Genomic DNA, 22,790 nt, shown 5'->3' with positions numbered 1-22,790 from the left:
CTCACTTCGCTTTATCCCAAGAAAACCAAGGGATAAACCTTTCTTTTCTACTTCACCGCGATACATTCACCTCCATTATTTCGCTCGACCCTTCCTCTTTCATAGGTATCTTTTGGGTTTACTACATGTTTCTTGTATAATGTGCATACTAAACGTATTTCTAAGGAGTTACATCATGTCTAACAGAAAATGGAATATGAGTATTGTGGTTCTATTTGTTCTATTTGCTACGTTAATGCTAAGTTTTTTGTTCTCTACACTACGTATTCGAGAATTAATTCAACCACTAAAGTCCATCTTTAAGAATGATTCTCTTACTCGTCATATCGTGTTAATCTCCCAGGAGTTAGACAACCCCTATTGGCGTTCTATAGAACAAGGAGCCCGTGAGGCATCTCAGAAATATGGTATTACTCTCGAATACATTGGACCATTTCGCATCAATCCTAATGAACAAATGATTCTATTAGAGAAAGCCATCGCTTCCAAAGCGGACGCTGTCTTGATTCAAGGAATCAATGACCCCATCTATCGTTCGTTAATTGATAAAGCCATGGACCAAGGTATCCCTGTTATCACGCTAGATACCGATGAACCCGGAAGCCGAAGATTATCTTATGTAGGTACAGATAACTTCGAAGCAGGTAAAAGAATGGGAAATCTTGTCGTTCAAGCAACGGGAACACAAGCAAGTCATATTGGTGTGTTGATGGGCAATGAGTTGTCCTTTAATCAACAACAACGTTTACAAGGCTTTCGTTACGTCATCGACCAATATAAAGACCTTACGATTGTCGAAGTCAGATCATCTAATATATCTCGGCTCCAAGCTGCTGAGCAAGCAGAGGACATCCTAAGCAATCATCCCGAAGTTCGCTATATGGTTGGTCTGAGCTCACTCGATGGACTGGGCATCTTAGAAGCCGTTCAACGTGTCCCATTGCAAGATAATCATATATTTGCATTTGATGATTTGGACGAGACGAAGGCAGCGATTGCACAATGTCAGATCGAATCGACCCTTGTGCAACAACCGATCCGAATGGGTTATGACGCCATATCGCTCGTCCATGAATATTTCCAGGGCAATATTCTACAAAATCAGCATTTCACAGCAATTACTGTACTTGATCGAAGTACATCCGATGTTAAAGATGGAGTCCGTTGCCCATGACAATTCGTAAAAAGTTGCTCCTCTTTATTCCATTATTAGTCCTTCTCGTCAATTCAGTCACCTTCTTTCTATTTGAAAGTGGAAAAACAGTTCAACAAAGCTACGATATTATGATGGAACGAATACTCATGTATAAGCAATCCTCCCAGAGTGCAGAGCTTAACCTTAGGTTGCTTTATCGTGAAATGATCCATACTGAAGATAGTAACGTTAATGAACTTGAACAAGAGCAGAACAACTTAGCGCAACTTCGTGCTATTCTTTCGAGTATGACGAGTCCCTCACTTGCACCTTCAGATATGACAAGTTATGTCCATATGCTGGAGACACTTATGGAACAGATACAAGCTTCCATTGCAGCAAGCGAAGCACAAACACCTCGCATTGCATTTGCACACTACGAGGATGCAGAGCAAACAACAGGATTTATTCGTGCGGAAGCGCAAGCACTTGTTGATGCAGAGATTAGCTTCTATCAACCCATTTATCGAGAAATCCAACAAGAGAATACACGAATGAATACTTTAAGTTCGGCTATCTTTGTTATCAATACACTGTTAAGTATTGTCCTCGCCTATTGGATCTCACGAAGCATCACCATTCCGGTCAGTCAGCTTGTCGGCATGGCGAGAAGGATCTCGAAAGGTGATCTGCATGTACAACCTCTTACCACACGATCTCATGATGAGCTTGGTATATTGTCAGGTGCCTTTGAGCAAATGACGAGTGATCTATTGGTGTTTATCGAGAAGGATAAAGCAAATATAGAACAAGAGAAATTACTGAAAGAATTGGAGTTACAAGCATTACAGAATCAGATGAATCCACACTTTCTTTTTAACACATTAAATGTTCTGTCTAGATTGGCATTACTCGAAGGTGCCGAGAAGACAAGCGATCTCATCGTATCCATGTCGAATCTTCTACGCTATAATCTGCGGAATTTAGACCAGCCCGTGACACTACAAGATGAGGTAGCCATGGTACAAGAATATTTCACGATTCAGCAAGCTCGCTTTAGAGATCGTATTTCATTCGAGTTAGACATTGATGAATCGACATTACACGTAGCGATCCCTGCATTAACCCTTCAACCTATCGTTGAGAATTCTTTCATGCATGGCATTCAAGGAATGGAGCAAGGAGCTCTGATCCGTCTGGAGATAGGTAAAGTTCCAGAGGGTGTGCTTGTTACGTTATCAGACAATGGCATCGGAATGAGTGAAATTACAAGGCAGTCTTTACTTCAGATGGAAACTGGACTACAGAAGGAACATTCTACAGGTCTTGGTACCAGAAACGTATTCAAGCGCCTACAGTTATTCTATGGACAAGAGAGTCTTGTGAATATTCATAGCGCACCAAGGCAAGGAACAATCATTACCATCCTAATTCCCCCTAGAAAGGAGGAAGAACTCCATCATGTATCGGATATTGATCGCAGATGATGAAGCATTAGAACGTGAAGGACTCGAATGGATTATTCAGCGTATGATGCCAGATACGTTTCAGGTGATTCATGCCGATAATGGTCGAACGGCCATTGAACGAGCGGAAGAACATCGACCGCATATCGTGATGATGGATATCAATATGCCGGGTATCCAAGGCTTGACTGCCATCAGGGAGATTAAAGAGCAGCTGCCTGATACCAAGTTCGTCTTAGTTACAGCCTACGATTATTTTGCTTATGCCAAAGAGGCGCTATCGCTTGGTGTAAAGGAATACCTTCTGAAGCCTGCAAAACGTGAACAAATCGTTAGCGTGCTCGAAGATCTCATCTTAGAACTGAAACAAGAGAAAAAAAGACGCAATGATGAGCTAGCACTCAAGCATAAATTATCGCAGTTATTACCGTTGGTGGAGAATGAACTCTCCTTCATGTTCATGGTCGATCAGACCTTGGACGCAAACGCCGAACAGTTATCGGAGTGGCTCGATTTCTCTCTCGAGCAAGGGTGTGCCATTGTCGTCGCCTTCCCAGAGCATACTGACTCTCTCACGCAGCAGAAAATATACGATATCATCCGGGGGTTCGCCAAAACTAGTGAAGCGAGTTGTATCGTAAGTTCTTTAATCGAACGTCATATGGCCATTTTCTTAGGAAAAGATCCTCGTATTTCGGAAGATCTATGGAAAGACGAGACCAAACGGTTCGGAGAGAAACTTGCTAGCTTAAGCGAACGTCAGCTTCAAAGTAACGTGTCCATCGGCATTGGAACCCTTGGAAGTAGAGCGCAAGGGTTTCGCAAATCTTATTTCGAAGCCGTATTTGCTTCTACTTACGACGACCATCATGGTAACGTGTGCCACTTCGACGAACTGAAGCATGGCGTTGCCCATCCTCTCAACGAATCAGAGGGCCTGTCCTTCGATATTGAATCGGGGCATAGATCCTATGTCATATCCGCCTTACACCAGATTCGGGAAGAACGTGAGAAACAAACGTTGACCGTCCTCGACAGAGCTCAGGGATACATACAAGAAAGGTTTACAGAGGATTTATCTCTTGAAGAAGTCGCGGATTTCGTCCATCTCAACGCCCACTATTTCAGCAAAATATTCAAGCAACAAACAGGCAGCACATTTATTGACTATGTAACCAAAATACGGATCGATACTGCCAAAATTCTCATGAGCTCAGAGCATTTAAGCCTCAAGGAAGTATGCTACAAGGTAGGTTACAACGATCCCAATTATTTCAGCCGTGTATTTAAAAAGGTTACCGGAATCACAGCAAGTGAATTCCGTAGTCAGACCAAATCGTAAAAGTCCATGTCCTTGAACATGGACTTTTTTGTGTTCTTGAGACCCATTTGTGCTAGTTCTTCATTATAAAAAGCTCCTAAATGGATAGCCTGAATTAAATGCGGGAAAAACACAGATAAGTGAAGGGATTTGTTTCCGTAAACACAGGTTACGCGTGATACAATGAGTTCGTTTTTAATGGATCATTTGTGGGTAATTTGTAGGTATTAAGAGAGGGGTCACATACGTTGGATGGGATAATTGAGAAAGAACATAAACACGTTAGCATGAAATTTGTTATTCTAGTGTCTATTGTATCCGCTTTAGGTGGATTATTATTTGGTTTTGATACAGCAGTTGTGTCGGGTGCCATTGGTTTTATGGAGGAACATTTCCATTTAAGTCAGCTACAAGTAGGTTGGGCCGTATCCAGTCTAATTATTGGTTGTATTGTCGGAGCTGCATTCTCAGGGGTATTGAGCGATAAATTTGGTCGTAAAAAAATCCTAATCACCGCAGCTATTCTTTTCATTATCGGATCCCTCGGTTCTGGGCTCGCAGATACGTTCACTCTTTATGTTATTGCTCGTATCATAGGTGGCCTTGGTATTGGGATTACCTCTACCCTATGTCCACTTTATAATGCCGAAATTGCGCCCGCTAAATATCGCGGTCGTCTAGTCGCATTGAACCAGCTTGCCACTGTAACCGGTATATTCTTAACTTATTTCGTTAACTTGTGGATTACGAATTCTGGAGACGCTGCTTGGGGCATAAGCACCGCTTGGCGTTGGATGTTCGGCGTAGGTGCCATTCCAGGATTACTATTTCTAGTTCTACTATTCTTCGTTCCTGAAAGCCCAAGATGGTTGATTAAGCAAGGAAGACCGGCCGAGGCATTACCTATTCTGCTTCGTATACACGGTGAAGCATTAGCGAAGAAAGAAGTCGTCGATATTAAGAAGTCATTCGAGCAGGAAAGCGGATCGATCCGCCAACTATTCAAACCAGGACTACGCATGGCTCTCATCGTTGGTGTTGTAATCGCAGTTCTACAACAGATTACAGGAATCAACGCGGTCATGTATTATGCACCAGAAATATTTAAAGCAACAGGTGCGGGTACCAACACTGCGTTAACCCAGACGATTCTTGTTGGGTTGGTCAATTTCTTATTCACGATTCTAGCTATATGGTTGATCGATAAAGTTGGACGTAAAGCACTCCTATTAGTAGGTTCAGGATCGATGATGATCTGTCTGATCGTCATCGGGGCTGCATTCCAAACAGGCAATACCTCAGGACCTTGGATTCTGATCTTCATATTGCTATATGTTGCTTCGTTCGCAATATCGCTAGGACCCGTCGTATGGGTTATTATGTCCGAGATCTTCCCTAACCGAATTCGTGGTAAAGCTACCGCCATTGCTTCCATGGCATTATGGGTAGCTGATTATATCGTATCGCAATCCTTCCCACCGATGCTTGGATCTATCGGGCCTGGGATTACGTTCTGGATCTTCGGAGCCATGTCCTTGATTACATTCCTCTTCACTTGGCGTGTTATTCCAGAGACGAAAGGTAAGACGTTGGAGGAAATTGAATTATTATGGACAGCACCAAACAACCGTAAGACTCTTTAAGAGTCTTACGGTTTTCTTTTTTTAATAGACACCAAAAATCTACATAACGTAATCCTTATTTAGAATTATTATAAAAAAGTATTGATTATATTCTGAAAGTTGTTATCATATAGATATGAAAGATTGTTTAAGCCTACGTGACCGGCGTTAACAATCCAAGCTTTTATAAACTATCCTATGAGGTGATTCTATTATTATGACTAACAATAATCTTACAACCAGTTGGGGCGCTCCAGTAGGAGATAACCAGAACTCATTGACAGCAGGTCCGCGTGGTCCCGTATTAATTCAAGATGTGCATCTCCTAGAGAAATTAGCGCATTTCAATAGAGAACGTGTTCCAGAACGTGTTGTTCATGCCAAAGGTGCAGGAGCTCACGGTTACTTCGAGGTTACGAATGACTTATCTAAATATACGAAAGCAGCATTTCTTAATTCAGTAGGAAAACGTACTCCGATGTTTGCTCGTTTCTCCACCGTTGCCGGTGAACTTGGTTCTTCTGATACGGTACGTGACCCACGGGGTTTCGCTCTGAAATTCTACACAGAAGAAGGTAACTATGACTTGGTGGGTAACAACACACCCGTATTCTTCATCCGTGACGCTATTAAATTCCCTGACTTCATTCATACGCAGAAACGTCATCCACAGACACATCTGAAAAGTCCAAATGCCGTATGGGATTTCTGGTCTTTGTCTCCTGAGTCTTTGCACCAAGTATCGATTCTTATGTCCGATCGTGGTATCCCAGCAACACTAAGACATATGCACGGATTCGGAAGTCATACGTTTAAGTGGGTTAACGCTGAAGGTCAAGCGGTATGGGTGAAATATCACTTCAAGACAGAACAAGGTATCCAGAACCTAGACACTGAGCTTGCTGCGAAGCTTGCTGCGGATAATCCTGATTACCATACAGAGGATTTATTCAATGCCATAGACCAAGGTGATTTCCCAGTCTGGAAGCTACATGTTCAAATTATGCCACTAGCAGATGCGAATACGTATCGTTTCGATCCATTCGATGTTACAAAAGTCTGGTCCCAGAAAGACTATCCACTTATCGAAGTAGGTCGGATGGTTCTCGATCGTAACCCTGACAACTATTTCGCTGAAGTTGAACAAGCGACATTCTCTCCAGGCTCATTCGTACCGGGTGTAGAGGCTTCTCCAGATAAAATGCTTCAAGGTCGCCTGTTCGCATACGGAGATGCTCATCGTTATCGCGTGGGAGCGAATCATAATGCATTGCCTATCAACTGCCCGCATGCTGCGAAAGTAAACAATAATCAACGTGATGGGCTCATGCGTCCCGATAACAATGGCGGAAGTTCTGTGTATTATGAACCGAATAGCTACGGTGGTGCTACAGAATCACCTAAACATCAACCTGTAGCCTTTGAAGTATCCGGTCAAGCAGATAGCGTTGCCTATGATGAAGCTGATCATTACTCGCAAGCCGGGGACTTGTATCGTCTGTTGAGTAAAGATGAACGTACTCGTCTCGTTCAGAACATTGTTGGTGCCATGACACCTGTAGATAAAGACGAGATTAAGCTTCGTCAAATCGCTCACTTCTATAAAGCGGATCCAGAGTATGGACAGCGCGTAGCGGATGGACTTGGATTGTACGTACCAGAAGTGTAAGTTACAGCACTCATACGTTAACTAAAAAAAAGCGGCTATTCCATAGTAGATTTCTCTACTGACGGAATAGCCGCTTTTTTTCTTATATCGCGATACTATAAATTTCTATGCTCACATGAGCGCGAACAATTATTCAAATGCAGGCACCGCAATTTCATCGTAGTTATCCTTGAAGAATTGTTTCACTTCAGGACTTGTCATTCTCTTTGCTAACTTCTTAATTGGTTCTGAATCCACGTTATCTTTACGCGCTACTAACGTAATAACGAAATCAGAATCATCACCTTCAGTAATCAAAGCATCCTTCTTAGGTGTCAAATTAAGTGGCTTAGCATACGCTGGCGTCATGGCAACAAGATCTACATCATCTATCGTACGTGCCAACATTAACAAATCAACTTCTTTGAATTTGAAATTCTTCTTATTCTCGATAATGTCTGCTTGTGTTGCCTTGATACCCACGCCTTCAGTTAGCTTGATCAAGCCACCCTTTTCAAACATAACGAGTGAACGTCCGATATTTGAAGGGTCATTTGCCATCGCAATCGTTGCTCCAACAGGTAGATCCTCGATCTTCTTATATTTCTTGGAGTATGCACCATAAATGGCGTTATAGATGGGCTGCACAGCTACAAGTTCACTACCATTAGCCTCATTGTACTGGTTCATATAGGGAACATGCTGAAAAAAGTTAGCGTCAACTTCCTTATTGGCTAAAGCATTGTTAGGTTGAACGTTATCTGTAAGCACGACGATTTCTAGATTAATGCCATCTTCCTTCAACATTGGCTTCACGATATCTAATACCTCTGTCATAGGCGGGATCAGCGTAGCTACTTTCAATGTCACTTCTTTTGTTGTGCTTACCTCTGCTTTGTTCTTGTTCTGTCCGCATCCAGCAATCACTAGCATGAATACGACCATTGTAATGATCATCATTTGTTTGTTTCTTTTCATCTGAATTACCTCCGTTGTCTATTTGCTTATCTTTTATCTAATACCCTCGCCATAAAGCTACCCGTATACTGGATCGTCTGCACCAGAATGAGCATGATGATAATCGTAAATATCATGATTTCCGTCTCGAACCTCTGATATCCATAACGGATAGCGAAATCACCAATTCCACCCCCACCTACGATTCCCATCACGGTTGAATAAGAAATGAAACTAATCGTAGACGTGGTCAATCCTAACATAAGACCTGAACGTGCTTCCACATACAGAAATTTGACGATCAATTGTAATGTCGATGCCCCCATCGACGAGGCCGCTTCTGTAACGCCTTTGGGAACCTCTAAGAGGGACTGCTCCACTAATCTGGCGTAATAGGCAATTGCCATGATGGATAAGGGTACCGAGGCTGCAAGCGTGCCTAAGGCTGTGCCTACGACGAATCGCGTAAATGGAATCAAGAAGACTACGAGTAGCAGAAATGGAAATGACCGAACAACGTTAACAAGTATATTCATCACAGCGAACAAGACGCGATTCTCAAATAATTGTCCTTTGCCACTCAAATATAATAATGTTCCAACCGGAAGACCCAACGCTATGGCCGCAATAATCGAAATGCCTACCATGGTAAACGTCTCACCGATCGCATGCCATATCTCAGACTGGTATTGCATAATAGAGTCAACCATGAGTGTCCCTCACTTTATCGCGTGACAGTCCCACAGTTATTCTGGATATGTCCTCAGACGAAATGGTATTCCCCTGTTCCGCTTTGAACGTGTTGATCAAACCACCATTCTCCATCATCGATACCGTCGTGCACATGTTAGTCACCACATTCATTTCATGAGTTACGATAACGACCGTAACGCCAAAAGTACGATTAATATGCTTCAACACATCGAGGATACCTACTGTCGTCTGTGGATCTAAGGAAGATGTCGGCTCGTCACACAATAATACCTTCGGATGATTCACAAGCGCTCTAGCGATAGCAACTCGTTGTTGTTGCCCTCCGCTTAATCGGGATGGATATTCCTCTGCCTTATCCGCAATCCCCATAAAGTCTAAGTATTCTCGAACTCTCTCTGCACGCTCTTTCTTCCCTAACCCTGCCATTTCAAGCGGCATTGCGACATTACCACTTACCGTTCGATTGTTAACCAGATTGAAAGACTGAAAGATCATTCCCATCGATCTGCGAGCTTCCCGAAGGTGCTTATCCGTCATGGAAGTTAGATCATTCCCATCTACGATAACCGTACCCTCGTCTGGTCTTTCCAACAGATTGATCATTCTCAAGAGCGTTGATTTCCCCGCACCACTGCTTCCGATGATGCCATGTATCTCTCCCGCTCCCACTTCGAGTGATACCGCATCAACCGCTTGGAAACGACTGTTCGATGTAACATACGTCTTACTCACTTGATGTAATGAGATCATCAAGATTCCCCTCCTTCTGTAGGGATTCATTCATTTAGTCATTAATCACACAATTCATGAACGAATATATAGCCTTTGTAAATCTAGACAAGAATAAGGCCCGCTAGACATAACGTCTGAGCGAGCAGTCATAACCACAATTAGTAATCAGATTTCTATCACGGTTCTAGGCAATGACATGCAGAAATTAGTATACCATAAATTTAATTAATAGAATTCCAGGAAATAATTGAAATTTTCTCTGCATCTTTTTTGCTTAGTCATAAAACAACACTTATTTTCTATTAGTATATAGCTCACATTCTGAATTAATTCCTACGTTCAGAGAATATGCACCGCTGACAATTACGGAGTTCTCAATAACCAACTTTATATCCCACTGCATTCTATTTATACATCTAAATTCTATCTGACATATGATCTCAACCAACCTATCAACTTTACCGAAACAATCTATTTCTCATATATCGTACATAATAATTTCGCCGCCACTCATATTATTCATTAACGGTTTTTTATTGGAACGCAACATATCCTCTTTTATTTTATAACCTATTCTTGTAGCAACTCCCTAATTTTGATATAATCCATTCGAATATTTAGAAATTAAGGGATGTGACATGATTCGTGTTAAAAGAATTTAAAGCTTTCGCGCTCAAAGGAAATGTAATGGATCTTGCTGTTGCAGTCATTATCGGAGCTGCCTTCGGAAAAATCGTGACTTCCTTGGTTAATGACCTACTTATGCCATTGATTGGCTTACTTCTGGGAGGTAAGAACTTTTCTGGATTGGAACTTCCATTAGGTGATGCCGTTTTGAAATATGGCCTATTCATCCAAACGGTTATTGATTTCATTATTATCTCTTTCTCTATCTTCCTATTTATTAAATTGTTGAGCCAATTTAAACGCAAAGAAGAGGTGCAACCTTCTGAGCCCCCAGCTCCTTCTAATGAAGAAGTATTACTAACTGAAATTCGAGACTTGTTGAAACAACAGAGTCAAGGTACGGATAATTAGATTATCTAACTCTATGAGGATGATTCGTTCTAGGCCGATTCTAATTCGGTCTAGAACGAATCATCCTCATTTGCAAAAACAAACGCAATTTAGTCCGATAAGTCTAATCCAAATCTACAACTCTCTCATATATTGTTATCATCTCATAATAAGGAGTGATAGCAATGCAAGGGAATTTCTTCAATAACGGTGTTCGCCTCTCTATGTTCACTGGAGCGAACTATACAGGCAGACGTCTCACATTTAGACGCGGAGGCGTAGCTGTTAGGAATCTAGGCGTATTTCGATTCAATAACGTGCTCACTAGCTTCAGACTTAGAAATGTATTATTTCCTTCAGCCGTAACACTTGTGCTGTTCTCTCGTAACAACTTTCAAGGTTCATTTCGCATATTTAGTGGGAGAACAAATGTCGCTAACTTAAGCCGGTTCAACTTTAACAATGTGACATCTTCATTTATTCTCGTAGGTACTAGACTCACTGAACGTCAAGTCCTCGAAATTCAACGTACGGGTAACCTACCTTGTGATATGTTAGATGTCACACAGTAATCGATTTCGTTGGATTCAATATTCTGAAATTCAAAAATTCTGGAATAGCCATTTAGGCCGTTCCAGAATTTTTTCTAAAATCCTTTATTTTGCGTATCATATTTGTTCTATCCTCGAACTACTGAAGATCCTTCAAACCTATAAGTGTCCGTATAACATGATCGACAACCTCAGGAACATCCTCCATTTGGTCCTCATTTATTTTACGTTGGAACCTTACCTCAATCGTATTCGTAAAGAGCATACGCTCTTGTCCGTACACATAACTTAATGTTTGTGACGGGGTTACCGAAGACTCCCAGATCTGAGGAAGCAACTGGGCGATTTGATCACACTGTGTCTCCACGTTCTCCATCTCCATAACAAATCGCAAACGTAACGTACATGCCGGATTCTCTCCAGGTAGATCAAGTATTTCAGCCGCTAAATCTTGGAGTGACGCCTCTAGTGCAATCTCAGCCGAAATCTCCCTATATTCAGCTAGTACGAACTGAATAGCGAATTCTCGTGACATGACCGACATTTCCATTCTGTCCATCCGATTTGTTATATGGATTGTTCCATCTAGATTATCCAAATCGTACAACGTATTCTCAAAGGCAACCTTTAAATTCTCATATACCGTAGGATCATACATATTAGGTTAGATCCGCCGGATACTGAAGTCCGATCTGACGTCTTGCGTCCTCCATCACTTGCGCAACCGCTAATGATGTTGCTAAAGAATTGATAGATCCATCACGCTCACCATTCGCAAGCAATCTAATAAATTCCTGAATTTCGTAATACATCGATTCATGTAGTTGAGGTTGAGATATATCTTCAATCGTACCGTCTCTATAGTGAATTTTCACATCGTATGGCTGACTTATTTTATCAATAACCATCGTGCCATTCTCCCCTTGAATCTCAGCAGGCAAATAGGAATCAGTAATCTTAGAATGCATCACTACTGCATCCATATCCTTGTATTTCATCACCATACTTCCTTCGCCATCTACGCCTGAGGATAACATCACACCCACAGCATGAACATTATCTGGCTTACCAAATAACGCTACCATCGGATAAAGACAGTAGATACCTAAGTCCATTAATGATCCGTTAGAATAGGTAGGATTGAAGGCATTCAGAACATTCCCCTGCTTATAAGCATCATATCGTGAGGAATATTGACAGTAACTTGCAAAATAACGCCGAACCTGACCTATTTTATATAAATTGTCCTTCATAATCTTGAAGTTAGGCATAAGTGTAGATTTCAGAGCTTCCATTAACAGCACATCGTTATCCTTCGCTACGTTCATCATTTCTTGCATTTCCGTGGCATTGGAGGCCATTGGTTTCTCACATAGGACGTGCTTTCCATGATTCATACACAGTATTGCTTGCTCCGCATGGAATGAATTGGGGCTGGCAATATACACGGCATCAAATTGATCACTCGAAGCCATTTCCTCTAGATCGGTGAATACCTTTGGATTATTATATTTAGCAGCAAAAGCATTACCCTTCTCTTCCGTACGGGAGTATACTGCCGTCAGAAGGAATTGATCTGTCTCCTGCGCTGCTTGAAGGAATCGTTCTGTAATCCAGTTCGTCCCAATAATAGCGAATCGTATCATAATTTAAGTTCATTCCTCTCTTGTGATCTTTGTAATATACATTCTCTCATTATCGATTCTTCATGTCCAATTTCAAATCTTATAAACTCATTATTGAAAATGTGAATGGAATCCTGAAAATATAAAGGAAAACCAGGAAATATGTCGAATTATTGTGTAAATTACATATGTGATCGAAATCATGATCTCAGTAGATTAGATATAGAAAATTGCAGCTTAGGAAGGTAGAAACCATGAAGAAACTCATTCATTTAAAAGTCTCATCCAAAATTTTAGGTTTATTGGTGTTAGCATTACTACTATTGTGCCTTATAGGATTTTTGGCGTTTTCGAATATTTCAAAAATCAATAACAATGCAAACCTTCTATACAATGAAAAAATGCAGCCTATTGATCTCACACATCAATTAATCACAAATCATGTACTCATTGGTTCGAATCAACTTGAGTTAATGCTGACGAACAATTCGACGGTTAGACAAAAGATTAATTCGAATTCTGACATAATTATTGAGAACAACCTCGCCTTAATGAGTGAACTTGAGCGCATTGGATTAACCTCAGAGTTAGAAGAAAAATACACTTTTTTCAAAGAATTAATCCATCAAAGCGATGAAGAGTTCAAAATAATGCTTACGCTATTGGAAAACGATAAAATCCAAGAAGCCCTTGCTCAGTATGATGTATATTTAAAACCTCTTAGAGACCAAATAATCAGTACTCTCACTGAAATCAATACAATGACTCAGATCGACTCTCTAGCATTAAATGAGAGCAATCAAAAAGTTGCAAACACCAGCAAGAGAAACACAATATTTATTTTTTTGGCAGCTTTATTCATGTGTAGTATAGGTGGTTTCATCATCTCAAGATCAATTACCAGACCCTTATCTGACATCTCTTCCTTAATGGTAAAAGCTCAAGCCGGTGATTTAAGCGTGCAAGGTCTCTATCAATCCAAGGACGAAATTGGCGTACTAACATCCAAATTCAACGAAATGATCATAGGCCTTAGAGGCGTCATGACGAATATAAGTATGAACGCTGACCTACTTTCCGCAAGTTCTCAACAATTACTAACTAACGCCCAACAAAGTAGTGAAGCCAATGAACAGATTACGCTCGAAATTCAAGAAATCACTGAAGGATCGGATATCCAGTTAAGTACATCTCAAGAATGTGTTACGGCTATGGAAGAAGTCTCCTTAGGAATTCAGCGTGTTGCCAAATCAGCTTCACAAGTATCTGATATATCTCAGTTCGCAACACAAAAAGCCCACGAAGGCAGTATTAAAATACAACATGTAAGTCAACAAATGGACTCTATACTACAAACCTCTCAGGAGTCTACAATGGTTATTAAACAGCTCGAACAGCAGTCCAGCGAAATCGGGAATATTGTTAGTATGATTAAAGACATCTCCGGTCAAATTAATCTTCTAGCCTTAAATGCCTCTATTGAAGCAGCTAGAGCAGGAGAACATGGCCGAGGGTTCGCGGTTGTCGCCAGTGAGGTGAGAAAGCTCGCGGAGCAATCTAATCGCTCCTCTGGACAAATTTCTTCGATTATTGTGGATATTCAAGCTTCGACTAATCGAGCCGTTACCATCATGGAAAAAGAAAGTAAAGAAGTTCACGTGGGTCTACTTGGAATGGGTGAGGCCAAGGAATCCTTCCATAGTATCGTCAATTCTGTTAATGAAGTGAGCCAACAACTGGAAGAAGTCTCTGCAGCCTCTCAACAAATATCAGCCAGTGCAGAGGAAGTAATGGCTTCTCTTCATCAGATGCAGCAAATTTCGAATAATAATTACGACAGAACGCAGAATGTTGCTGCTGCTTCTGAAGAACAACTCGCAACCATGAATGATGTTAATTCGGCCGTTCATACCTTGTCTGACATGGCGCAAGAACTTCAGGAACAATCATCTAAGTTTAAGATGTAATATAATGTCGATCAACTGTAATATTCCTGCAATCTAATTTTCATCTACCATTAATGTAACGAAGGTACAATGAAGTTACCCCTTTTAGATGATATATAAATATAAGACCCACAGCCCGTTGCTGTGGGTTCCTTTTTTTTGTTACACGTTAAACAAAAAAATAAACCCAAGTGAATGTCCACTTGGGTTTACTTAAACCATCCTTTTTCCTTAAAACGTGTGATGGCTTCGATTCGGTTAGTCACGTCGAGCTTATCGAGAATAACGGAAATGTAATTACGTACGGTCCCCGTCGTTATATACAACGTTGCAGCAATTTCCTTCGTATTCTTACCGTCAGCAATCATTTGTAGAACTTCTTTCTCCCGTTCTGTTAACGGACTTTCTTGACTATACGCGCCATCTACAAGCTCTGGTGCATAGATACGTCGCCCCGCCATTACGCTGCGAATGCAACTCGCAAGCTCCTCACTTGGGCTGTCTTTCAACATATAGCTACTTACACCCGCTCTTAGCGCACGTTCGAAATATCCAGGTCGAGCAAACGTAGTTAGAATGATGACTTTGCAGTTAAATGCCTTCAATTCTTCCGCTGCATCCAGACCACTCTTCGCCGGCATCTCAATGTCCATGATACAAATATCGGGTTGGTGAAGGTGAACCATAGCTACGGCTTCCTCACCATTACTTGCTCTTCCAACCACCGTCATATCATCTTCCAAATCAAGCAGGGAAGCAAGAGCACCCAGCAGCATCCGCTGGTCTTCAGCAATGACAATACGAATCATAAACCCGTCTCCCTTTCCGGTTGCTTGACATTGTTCGGTACCGTAATAACAAGTTGTGTTCCATTATTTGATAAGATTTCAAGGGTTCCATTCACAAATTCAAGCCGTTCCATCATACCCCTCAGTCCATTTCCACTAAAGCAATGGTTCTCTTCATCCATACCGATTCCGACACCGTTATCCCGTACTTGGATAACCAGATCTGTTTGCGATGATTCAATACTAATGGTACATGAGGTAGCTTCACTATGTTTCACTACATTGGTGACAGCTTCCTTAAGGCACATACTAAGTACATTTTCCGTAAGTAATGAGGTATATCTCAATTTCGGATCACCATCAATGCTGCACTCAATTTCAGCCGCCTTTAGAATCTGACTGACACGATAGATCTCGTCTTCAACTCTTGTTCCTCGCATTTCAGTAACCATTTCGCGGACTTCCTTTAACGCACTTCTTGCCGTTTGACGAACATCATTAATTTCAACTTGGGCTTGCGTCATATTCTTTGTCATTAATTTGCTAGCTAGATCGCTCTTTAATCCAATAAGAGAAAGTTTCTGCCCCAATGTATCATGCAAATCACGCGCAATTCTCTGCCTCTCCTCTAGCTTTACGAGTTCAGAGATTCGTTTGTTCGCATCCTCAAGTTGACCTTGTAACTTATCGCTTTTATTTCGATTATAGGTATTAACAGGTAGCAGAATGACCCCAATGAGACACATAACGATGAATGGAAATTGTGTAATGAACAGAGGATTTTGCGAGATAAATCCATAATTAATGCTTATAAACGTCGTGACAAGGTGAATGCAATACAGTGTAATGAATCCCCCTTTACTTTGTATATTACCGATAAAAAGAGCTAAGAAGATAGCAAAATAAACATAACCAAAGAGCAAGGTCATGCCTATTGAGATGAGTATCTGTACGCTTGTCCAAAAGTATACTTGCCACCCTTTCGTTACAGACGACAACACGTAGCAGCCCAGAAATACGATAGTCATAATAATGCCTGAAGCTACCTGATAAGGAGAAGACGCGCGAAATATGAAATAAAAAGGGAGGATACAAAAGACGACCCACACATAAGGACTTAGTCCTGTACTCTTATGGAAAATTTGATACCATTTCTGCATGGTCGTCTCACCCTCTTTTTATATGACACTTGGATTGAATATTTTCTATTCTAGTTTAGTTTACCATACTTGATTATTTTTTTTGTAAACTAGGCTGAGTAACTTTCAATTTATCTGCTAAGGAATTCATATTACGCATTCTACGTTTCATCTCACCAAACCCAATAAAGGTTTTATTCTCTTCATCCCACAGACGGAAGTTAAGTGATTTCAGACTCGTGCTAAGTGTAATCGTAGTCGCATGATGAAGAGGTGGTGTTGCATTATGAGCCTCTTCCAAATGATAGTTCGGCACCTTCGGACTCAAATGATGAACGTGATGGAACCCAATGTTACCTGTGAACCATTGAAGAACCTTAGGAAGTTTGTAATACGAGCTACCATCTACTGCGGCTTTTACATAATCCCATTCATCTTCATTCTCAAAGTAGGAATCTTCGAACTGATGTTGAACATAGAACAACCAAATGCCAAGGCATCCTGATACGAAGAACACCGGACCTTGAACCAGTACAAATGCCTGCCAGCCAATAGCCCAGATCAACAATGAATAGATCACTACAAGTGAAATATTTACTACGTAAGTGTTAATACGTTCTTTACGTTTGGCACCTTTACGATTAAAGCGATATTGAAACAAGAATACACTAATTGGACCCAGTCCAAACATCACTAACGGATTACGATAGAAACGATATGCCAATCGACGCATCTTAGACGCCTCTAAATATTCATCTATGGTAAGGAGCCACATATCTCCTGTACCCCGTTTATCTAGATTACTACTTGTTGCATGATGCATAGAATGCGTATATTTCCACTGTTCGTAAGGAACCAAAGCTACAATACCTGTAATTGTTCCAACGATTTTATTGGCTAGTTTATTTTTGAAGAAAGATTGATGGGTACAATCATGGAAAATAATAAAGGTCCTTATTACAAACCCAGAGGTGACAATCGCAAGCGCTAACGTCAACCAGTAGGATACGGAAAGACTCAGATATGCTCCATACCACAGTACCACTAAAGGTCCTAATGTATTTATAAGCTGTCGAACACTTGACTTCATCTCGGTTTTTTCAAAAGGCGCTATCTTTTTCCGTAAGTTGACTTGTTTAGCCTCGGCCATCTTGTGTTTTCCTCCTCAGATACCACGCTTTTAGGAACTTTTCAGAACGTAAGCGTAGTTTACTCTCATTATTATAATGAAGTTACTCCGACCGTTGTAGTCATAAACGTCAAGTCGTGAGTATGACAAACGTCATGTTTGCTGTAAATTTATTGAAAAATCCAATTTTTTTATGCGAATTATTCACCTCTCGTTATTGTAGATTAACTTATTATGTTCTATACAACAAAACGCGAAGAACCTCCCCCAGCTCAAATGGATCGTGGGGAGGTTCTTCACAACTTTATAGTACTTTAGTGAATTTTGTTGAGTAAATTCATCATAGCTTGAGCACTTTCTGCACGACTCGTGTCCGCTTGAGGAACGAATTTATTCTTGCTTTGTCCATTCAGCAATCCAAGTGTTGTTGCAGCTCGAACCTCTGCAATAGCCCAAGAGCTGATCAGTTGTTCGTCGATGAACGAAGGATTTGACACATTCGGTAGCGTTGATGCTGAATTTCTCACATGATAAGCACGTAAGATCATCACAGCCATTTCTTCTCGAGAAATGGTTTCCTGAGGTGCGAATGTGAACTCATTCTTACCTTTCACTAATCCGCTGTGGTACGCCGTAGCAACTGCCGATGCATACCAAGCACTACTTTTAACGTCCGTGAAGGATGATACACCACTACCTTGATCATTCAGGTTCAAGGCACGAACAAGCATGGCTGCGAACTCCGCGCGTGTCACCAGTTGCTCAGGACTAAATGTACTGTCTGTCGTTCCGTTCACCACATGTTTGGCCGTCAGCTCCTTAACAGCCGTTTGTGCCCAATGACCTTCCAAATCTGCAAACGATTTGTTGTATTCTAATACGGCATACTTGCTGAAATGGTATACGTCTACTTTCAGCTTGCTGTTCTCCCAATAACCACCGACATATTCCAATTCACCGTTGTCCCTGATAAAGTACACCCCAAGGAGTTTTTTATCTGCTGAAGGATCAACGTTGAAGATTAGCGTAATTGGGGTTACGAAACGATCGATCTTCACTTCTTTCCCATCCTTCGTTATGACTGAAAGACTGAAATTGAACATCTTACTCGCCAATTTCAACTTGATTGTCGAGCTATCTGATTTACCAATAAGAGATTGTGCTACAGATTCTTCCACTTCATCCATCTTAAATGAAATGATAGCACCCTCCGATTGATCAGCGGCGATTGATTCTTGAATGGCTTTCAATAATGACGGAGGAACCTCAACCGTGAAGTTACCTTTATTGATTACGATTGGCTTGGATCCTACAAACTCCGCAGACTTCAACGGTAGTAGAACCCCATTTTCCTTATCTCCTAGATCAATGGTTACTTTCTCTTTACCATTCTTCAGCAATTCCTCACTAATGTTCCTCTGGGTCAATTTATTGTTACCGCTGGCAGTACCACTTCCACTAGCGACACCACTGCCATCTTTTCCTGTTTTATTACCATTACCATGATCAATCGGTGGTATGACTGCTGCTGTATCTTGCTTAATAATGACTGCCGTTAATGGATCAAGGGTGATGGAATTCGCCGTAAGGACAAATCCTGATTTGGTAGTAACCTCGTCGACCCCCGCCTCATCATTATCTGCTAGTACCTTCCCTGTTGTTAAATCTTCACTAAGTGTCAGGGTTCTTGACGTGCTGTCTGCATTCAAAAATACATAATAATTACCAGTTCCATCTATTGCTTTGTTCTTATAACCAATAATGAGATCCCTTGATTTCATTTCCGGTGCTGATATCAAAGTGACATTGGAGTCTACTAGTGCTTTATCCCCGAGTCTAAACGCATCCGTTGATTTTCTTAATGCGATCAAACCAGCTGTATATTCTCTTGTTGTATTATTCTCAGGGTATTGCACTTCGTTCGTTGCTTTGTTCCAATCAAACATATTAATGGCATCGGAAGAGTCATAGGAATCATGTACAAAATATCCAAATACTTTTCCTGCTTCATCTGCTAATTCATGATATTTCTGTTCCGGCTTTCCTTGCCCCTTCCACTGTTTGGTACGGCCGTATTCTTGACCTGCATGGAGAAAAGCTGTACCTTGTGACGTTAATACCAGCATATTCCCAAGCCTCACACGTTTAAGAATTTCCTGGTCATTGGCTGGTATGGATGGGTTCTTCTTAATTGACTGAGCAATAATATCATATAAGGGCAGGTTATCGTGGGCTTCGATATATTGCACCATGTCACCCGGGTCATCATCAGCCGTATTGCTTGGCTGCGCTTTGATGTTATTGAGGATAACGTTGATGTCGCGCGCGCCACCTGTAATAAATCTCGGCTCACCTTCATTACCAAATCCAGATTTTAATTCATTTCTTATCTCGTCCGAGAACACGCCCACACTGTCGGTTTTATCCATCCAGTCCTGGTCTGCCCCTTTACCTGCTAACGAAGGATCTGATGCCGCTCCACCAAAGGTTTTCCAACCTTCCCCTATAAACAATGCCTTAGGATTGATTGCTGCTGCTGCATCATAGGCATTCTGCACAGCATCATAGGTTGCATCACCCATCATGTCCCAGCGCATGCCATCAATTTTGTATTCGTCAAACCAGTATTTAACGGAGTCAACCATTAATTTCTCAGCCATCTTATGGTTTGTCGCCAGATTGTTTCCGAAGCCACCAATGTTATTTCCGTTCGCATCTTGGAATGCATAATAATCGGGTACGATATCATCCAAGAAACTTGCTTTAGCCATATGGGTATATACAACATCCAAGACTACACCCATGCCGGCGTCATGTATGGCATCAATCATGTTCTTCAATTCTTTGATTCTGAGTTCCGGATCTGTAGGATCTTCAGAGTACGCACCATCCGGTGAGAAATAGTTATGCGGGTCATATCCCCAGTTGTACTCATTGAACTTCGTAGAATAGTTAAGTACTCTTTGATCCATCTTCGCTTCATCCCCGTAATACCAAGCCATTACAGGAAGTAATTGAATATGTGTAACACCAAGAGATTGAATGTATTCAAGCTTGCTTTTAAAGGCATCGAAAGATCCCCATGTTGCACTGTTCAAGTCATTCTCAATCGCTGGGTCTGATGTGAAGTCTCTCACATGGATCTCCCAAATGATTGCATCTTCTCTTTTTTTATATCCGTTAATATTGGCAAAATCAAAACCCTCAGGATCCGTTCCGCTCAAGTCCACGATAGCCGCTTTTCCAACAACATCTCCATCAGGGCCAACGTCACCTTTCGTATTGACTCTAAATTCAGCCATCGATTTGGCGTAAGGATCAAGCACGTTGGTGGTTACACCATTATTCGTTACTTCATACTGATAGAAATAGCCTTTAAGGTCTGTAATACTGGCACCTACCAGATCCCTTGGAGCAACCATAGCGGACCATACACCCTTATCACCTTTGGTTAAGTTAATGTTGCCCAAGAGCTGTACGGCATCATCTTTGTTATATACATTCGCAACAACAGAGCTTGCCTTAGGTGCCCAAAGTTTAAACATTACACTCCCTGCTTCATATGTTGCTCCGAGGTCATCACCCTCATAGTTGTACATTTCGTCGATCATTCTCCAGCCTGTGACAGCGGATACCGTTGTTCCTGAATATGTGATTCTTAACGGGGCATTTTCCAAAAGGAACGGTGTGGTAATGACTTCGATCGCTGTTGAACTTGTGATGTGGACGCTATTGACTGTCACGACATTATCGTTTTTGTCCGTAATCTTCAGTTCACTTTTCAATGCTCCTTCTTCTAGCCCATCGGTCATCGTAAAATTCACAAGCAGTTTACTTTCTGACAAGATCTCTGCGGACACTAGTCCGGTAGGTACTTCTCCGAAAGGAGAAACGTATACAGTGTTATCACCTTGTTTAATCCACAACTGATTGTGTCTATCCAAAAGATTGAAGCTTCTGTTACCCTCTTTATCTTCATTACCTAAGGTACGATGAACAACAAAGAATCCAATTTTTTTTGCATTATCTTTAAGTGAGATATCAACATATGCTCCATATTTGTCTACTTGGCCCGCTGGGAATGGGGTTGCACCTGATGACCAGCTATCCGAAGGTATTGCTACATCCTCCCAGTTCCAAATACCATAGGGGCTATAGTTATTGTCTGCTCTTTGATAATGTACGCGAACCGTGTTTGCCGGAATATCAACAGGCTCATACGGGGTAACTTGATCTGAACCCTCTTTAATCCACACTTCATTCGTCGCAGACGTCGTAATCGAAATATTCTTGTCGCCGCCATCTTTATCCCCGCTTACACGTTTTACAACGATGACTTTAATTGTTTTCGCTGAGCTTATGAGTGGAACATCCACAAAAGCACCATAATTGTCTACCTGTCCAGCCGGGAATGGCGTTGCTCCTAATGCCCAATTAGCTGATGGTGTTACAACATCTCCCCATAACCATAATCCAAGATCCGCATACTTCCCATCGGTTCTGTTGTAGTGGACTCGAAGGTGGTCCGCCGGCACAGTATCTGTATTACCGTATACATTGCCGTATACTTCTTTGGTAACGGAGTAACCATGGTCAACATCGGTCTCATTGATGATAGTCTGCACATCGCCTACCGACCCAACTTCACTCGAAGCAGCTGCACCAACTTGTAAGGGGTAGAATCCTATGCTTGAAATAATAAGAACAAGAATCATAAAAATAGACAACAATTTCTTTCCTCTAAGAACAGACCTCATCTAGGTAACACTCCCTCATTTAGAATTGCAATTCAAAAATGCAAACGATTGCACAAAACAGCAGTATCCCTCCTTTTTAAATTTAATCTGATGAAACAGCTGTGTTATGATATTCAGCTCCTCATGCAGACGATTCAAAATTTGATATTACCATGCTTATTTAATCATATGAAAGCGTTTGCACATATATACTATAATGCTTTTTACAATACGTCAATTTATATATTTGATATTTTTACCTAT

Annotated in this window: 17 protein-coding genes; 8 read left to right on the top strand and 9 right to left on the bottom strand. The window is 41.3% G+C overall.

Annotated features, from left to right (window positions below; translation table 11 throughout):
* Positions 1–175 precede the first annotated feature (175 nt).
* The 5 genes from BW961_RS16210 to katA all read left to right on the top strand — a co-directional run bounded on the left by BW961_RS16210 (position 176) and on the right by katA (position 7,213).
* The gene (locus tag BW961_RS16210) at positions 176–1,174 is read left to right on the top strand and encodes a sugar-binding protein (RefSeq protein WP_068579665.1); all 999 of its coding nucleotides are present in this window, start codon (positions 176–178) and stop codon (positions 1,172–1,174) included.
* Positions 1,171–2,622, top strand: coding sequence for a sensor histidine kinase (locus BW961_RS16205; protein ID WP_068579661.1), 1,452 nt, complete (start codon positions 1,171–1,173; stop codon positions 2,620–2,622). The genes BW961_RS16210 and BW961_RS16205 overlap by 4 nt, the downstream gene beginning before the upstream one ends.
* Positions 2,597–3,943: a response regulator gene (locus tag BW961_RS16200; RefSeq protein ID WP_068579658.1), complete on the top strand. Its 1,347-nt coding sequence runs from the start codon at positions 2,597–2,599 to the stop codon at positions 3,941–3,943. The genes BW961_RS16205 and BW961_RS16200 overlap by 26 nt, the downstream gene beginning before the upstream one ends.
* Positions 3,944–4,170: 227 nt before the next feature.
* The gene (locus tag BW961_RS16195) at positions 4,171–5,565 is read left to right on the top strand and encodes a sugar porter family MFS transporter (RefSeq protein ID WP_068579656.1); all 1,395 of its coding nucleotides are present in this window, start codon (positions 4,171–4,173) and stop codon (positions 5,563–5,565) included.
* Between the two features lie 196 nt (positions 5,566–5,761).
* Entirely contained in the window at positions 5,762–7,213 is a 1,452-nt protein-coding gene (katA, locus tag BW961_RS16190) for a catalase KatA (RefSeq protein WP_068579653.1), read from the top strand.
* A gap of 129 nt (positions 7,214–7,342) precedes the next feature.
* On the opposite strand, the gene BW961_RS16185 is transcribed toward katA, so the two are convergent.
* The 3 genes from BW961_RS16185 to BW961_RS16175 are packed head-to-tail and all read right to left on the bottom strand — an operon-like array spanning position 7,343 to position 9,613.
* Positions 7,343–8,170 carry a MetQ/NlpA family ABC transporter substrate-binding protein gene (locus tag BW961_RS16185; RefSeq protein WP_068579650.1) on the bottom strand — a complete coding sequence of 276 codons (828 nt, stop codon included), beginning with the start codon at positions 8,168–8,170 and terminating at the stop codon, positions 7,343–7,345.
* 26 nt (positions 8,171–8,196) lie between these two features.
* Positions 8,197–8,859 (bottom strand): methionine ABC transporter permease, encoded by a 663-nt coding sequence (locus BW961_RS16180; protein ID WP_068579647.1) that lies wholly within the window; start codon positions 8,857–8,859, stop codon positions 8,197–8,199.
* Complete coding sequence (locus BW961_RS16175) at positions 8,852–9,613, bottom strand: methionine ABC transporter ATP-binding protein (RefSeq protein ID WP_068579644.1); 762 nt, start codon at positions 9,611–9,613, stop codon at positions 8,852–8,854. The genes BW961_RS16180 and BW961_RS16175 overlap by 8 nt, the downstream gene beginning before the upstream one ends.
* A 627-nt stretch (positions 9,614–10,240) precedes the next feature.
* Between BW961_RS16175 and mscL the strand changes: the two genes are divergently transcribed.
* Positions 10,241–10,633, top strand: coding sequence for a large conductance mechanosensitive channel protein MscL (gene mscL / locus BW961_RS16170; RefSeq protein WP_076576896.1), 393 nt, complete (start codon positions 10,241–10,243; stop codon positions 10,631–10,633).
* Between the two features lie 164 nt (positions 10,634–10,797).
* Complete coding sequence (locus BW961_RS16165) at positions 10,798–11,184, top strand: hypothetical protein (RefSeq protein ID WP_068579642.1); 387 nt, start codon at positions 10,798–10,800, stop codon at positions 11,182–11,184.
* Positions 11,185–11,302: 118 nt separating this feature from the next.
* On the opposite strand, the gene BW961_RS16160 is transcribed toward BW961_RS16165, so the two are convergent.
* Together BW961_RS16160 and BW961_RS16155 are read right to left on the bottom strand one after the other, a co-directional pair.
* A complete protein-coding gene (locus tag BW961_RS16160) occupies positions 11,303–11,821 on the bottom strand; it encodes a hypothetical protein (RefSeq protein ID WP_068579640.1) in 519 nt (172 codons plus the stop codon).
* A gap of 1 nt (position 11,822) precedes the next feature.
* Positions 11,823–12,809, bottom strand: a complete 987-nt coding sequence (locus tag BW961_RS16155) for a Gfo/Idh/MocA family protein (protein ID WP_156510084.1) — start codon at positions 12,807–12,809, stop codon at positions 11,823–11,825.
* A 233-nt stretch (positions 12,810–13,042) separates the two neighbouring features.
* On the opposite strand from BW961_RS16155, the gene BW961_RS16150 reads away from it, so the two are divergent.
* Positions 13,043–14,755, top strand: coding sequence for a methyl-accepting chemotaxis protein (locus BW961_RS16150; RefSeq protein WP_068579636.1), 1,713 nt, complete (start codon positions 13,043–13,045; stop codon positions 14,753–14,755).
* Positions 14,756–14,943: 188 nt separating this feature from the next.
* Here the strand turns inward: BW961_RS16150 and BW961_RS16145 are convergent, their stop codons facing one another.
* The 4 genes from BW961_RS16145 to BW961_RS16130 all read right to left on the bottom strand — a co-directional run bounded on the left by BW961_RS16145 (position 14,944) and on the right by BW961_RS16130 (position 22,547).
* Positions 14,944–15,543 carry a response regulator transcription factor gene (locus tag BW961_RS16145; protein ID WP_068579633.1) on the bottom strand — a complete coding sequence of 200 codons (600 nt, stop codon included), beginning with the start codon at positions 15,541–15,543 and terminating at the stop codon, positions 14,944–14,946.
* Positions 15,540–16,682, bottom strand: coding sequence for a sensor histidine kinase (locus tag BW961_RS16140; RefSeq protein ID WP_068579630.1), 1,143 nt, complete (start codon positions 16,680–16,682; stop codon positions 15,540–15,542). Before BW961_RS16140 ends, BW961_RS16145 begins: the two co-directional genes overlap by 4 nt.
* Positions 16,683–16,755: 73 nt before the next feature.
* Positions 16,756–17,811: a Delta(5) desaturase DesA gene (gene desA / locus BW961_RS16135; RefSeq protein WP_068579626.1), complete on the bottom strand. Its 1,056-nt coding sequence runs from the start codon at positions 17,809–17,811 to the stop codon at positions 16,756–16,758.
* Between the two features lie 293 nt (positions 17,812–18,104).
* Positions 18,105–22,547, bottom strand: a complete 4,443-nt coding sequence (locus BW961_RS16130) for a pullulanase (protein ID WP_068579623.1) — start codon at positions 22,545–22,547, stop codon at positions 18,105–18,107.
* Between the last annotated feature and the right edge of the window lie 243 nt (positions 22,548–22,790).

Source organism: Paenibacillus macquariensis, assembly GCF_900156375.1.
Classification (GTDB): domain Bacteria; phylum Bacillota; class Bacilli; order Paenibacillales; family Paenibacillaceae; genus Paenibacillus_AQ; species Paenibacillus_AQ macquariensis.
The sequence above is the reverse complement of the archived record's forward strand: the minus strand, read 5'-3'. Positions and strand labels throughout refer to the sequence as shown.

Bases quoted from the DNA above. Each gene is read 5' to 3' on its own strand.
- BW961_RS16140 (WP_068579630.1), bottom strand. From the start codon at position 16,682: ATGCAGAAATGGTATCAAATTTTCCATAAGAGTACAGGACTAAGTCCT.
- BW961_RS16145 (WP_068579633.1), bottom strand. From the start codon at position 15,543: ATGATTCGTATTGTCATTGCTGAAGACCAGCGGATGCTGCTGGGTGCT.
- BW961_RS16150 (WP_068579636.1), top strand. From the start codon at position 13,043: ATGAAGAAACTCATTCATTTAAAAGTCTCATCCAAAATTTTAGGTTTA.
- katA (WP_068579653.1), top strand. From the start codon at position 5,762: ATGACTAACAATAATCTTACAACCAGTTGGGGCGCTCCAGTAGGAGAT.
- BW961_RS16180 (WP_068579647.1), bottom strand. From the start codon at position 8,859: ATGGTTGACTCTATTATGCAATACCAGTCTGAGATATGGCATGCGATC.
- BW961_RS16200 (WP_068579658.1), top strand. From the start codon at position 2,597: ATGTATCGGATATTGATCGCAGATGATGAAGCATTAGAACGTGAAGGA.
- BW961_RS16175 (WP_068579644.1), bottom strand. From the start codon at position 9,613: ATGATCTCATTACATCAAGTGAGTAAGACGTATGTTACATCGAACAGT.
- BW961_RS16185 (WP_068579650.1), bottom strand. From the start codon at position 8,170: ATGAAAAGAAACAAACAAATGATGATCATTACAATGGTCGTATTCATG.
- BW961_RS16205 (WP_068579661.1), top strand. From the start codon at position 1,171: ATGACAATTCGTAAAAAGTTGCTCCTCTTTATTCCATTATTAGTCCTT.
- BW961_RS16130 (WP_068579623.1), bottom strand. From the start codon at position 22,547: ATGAGGTCTGTTCTTAGAGGAAAGAAATTGTTGTCTATTTTTATGATT.
- desA (WP_068579626.1), bottom strand. From the start codon at position 17,811: ATGGCCGAGGCTAAACAAGTCAACTTACGGAAAAAGATAGCGCCTTTT.
- BW961_RS16155 (WP_156510084.1), bottom strand. From the start codon at position 12,809: ATGATACGATTCGCTATTATTGGGACGAACTGGATTACAGAACGATTC.
- BW961_RS16210 (WP_068579665.1), top strand. From the start codon at position 176: ATGTCTAACAGAAAATGGAATATGAGTATTGTGGTTCTATTTGTTCTA.
- BW961_RS16160 (WP_068579640.1), bottom strand. From the start codon at position 11,821: ATGTATGATCCTACGGTATATGAGAATTTAAAGGTTGCCTTTGAGAAT.
- BW961_RS16165 (WP_068579642.1), top strand. From the start codon at position 10,798: ATGCAAGGGAATTTCTTCAATAACGGTGTTCGCCTCTCTATGTTCACT.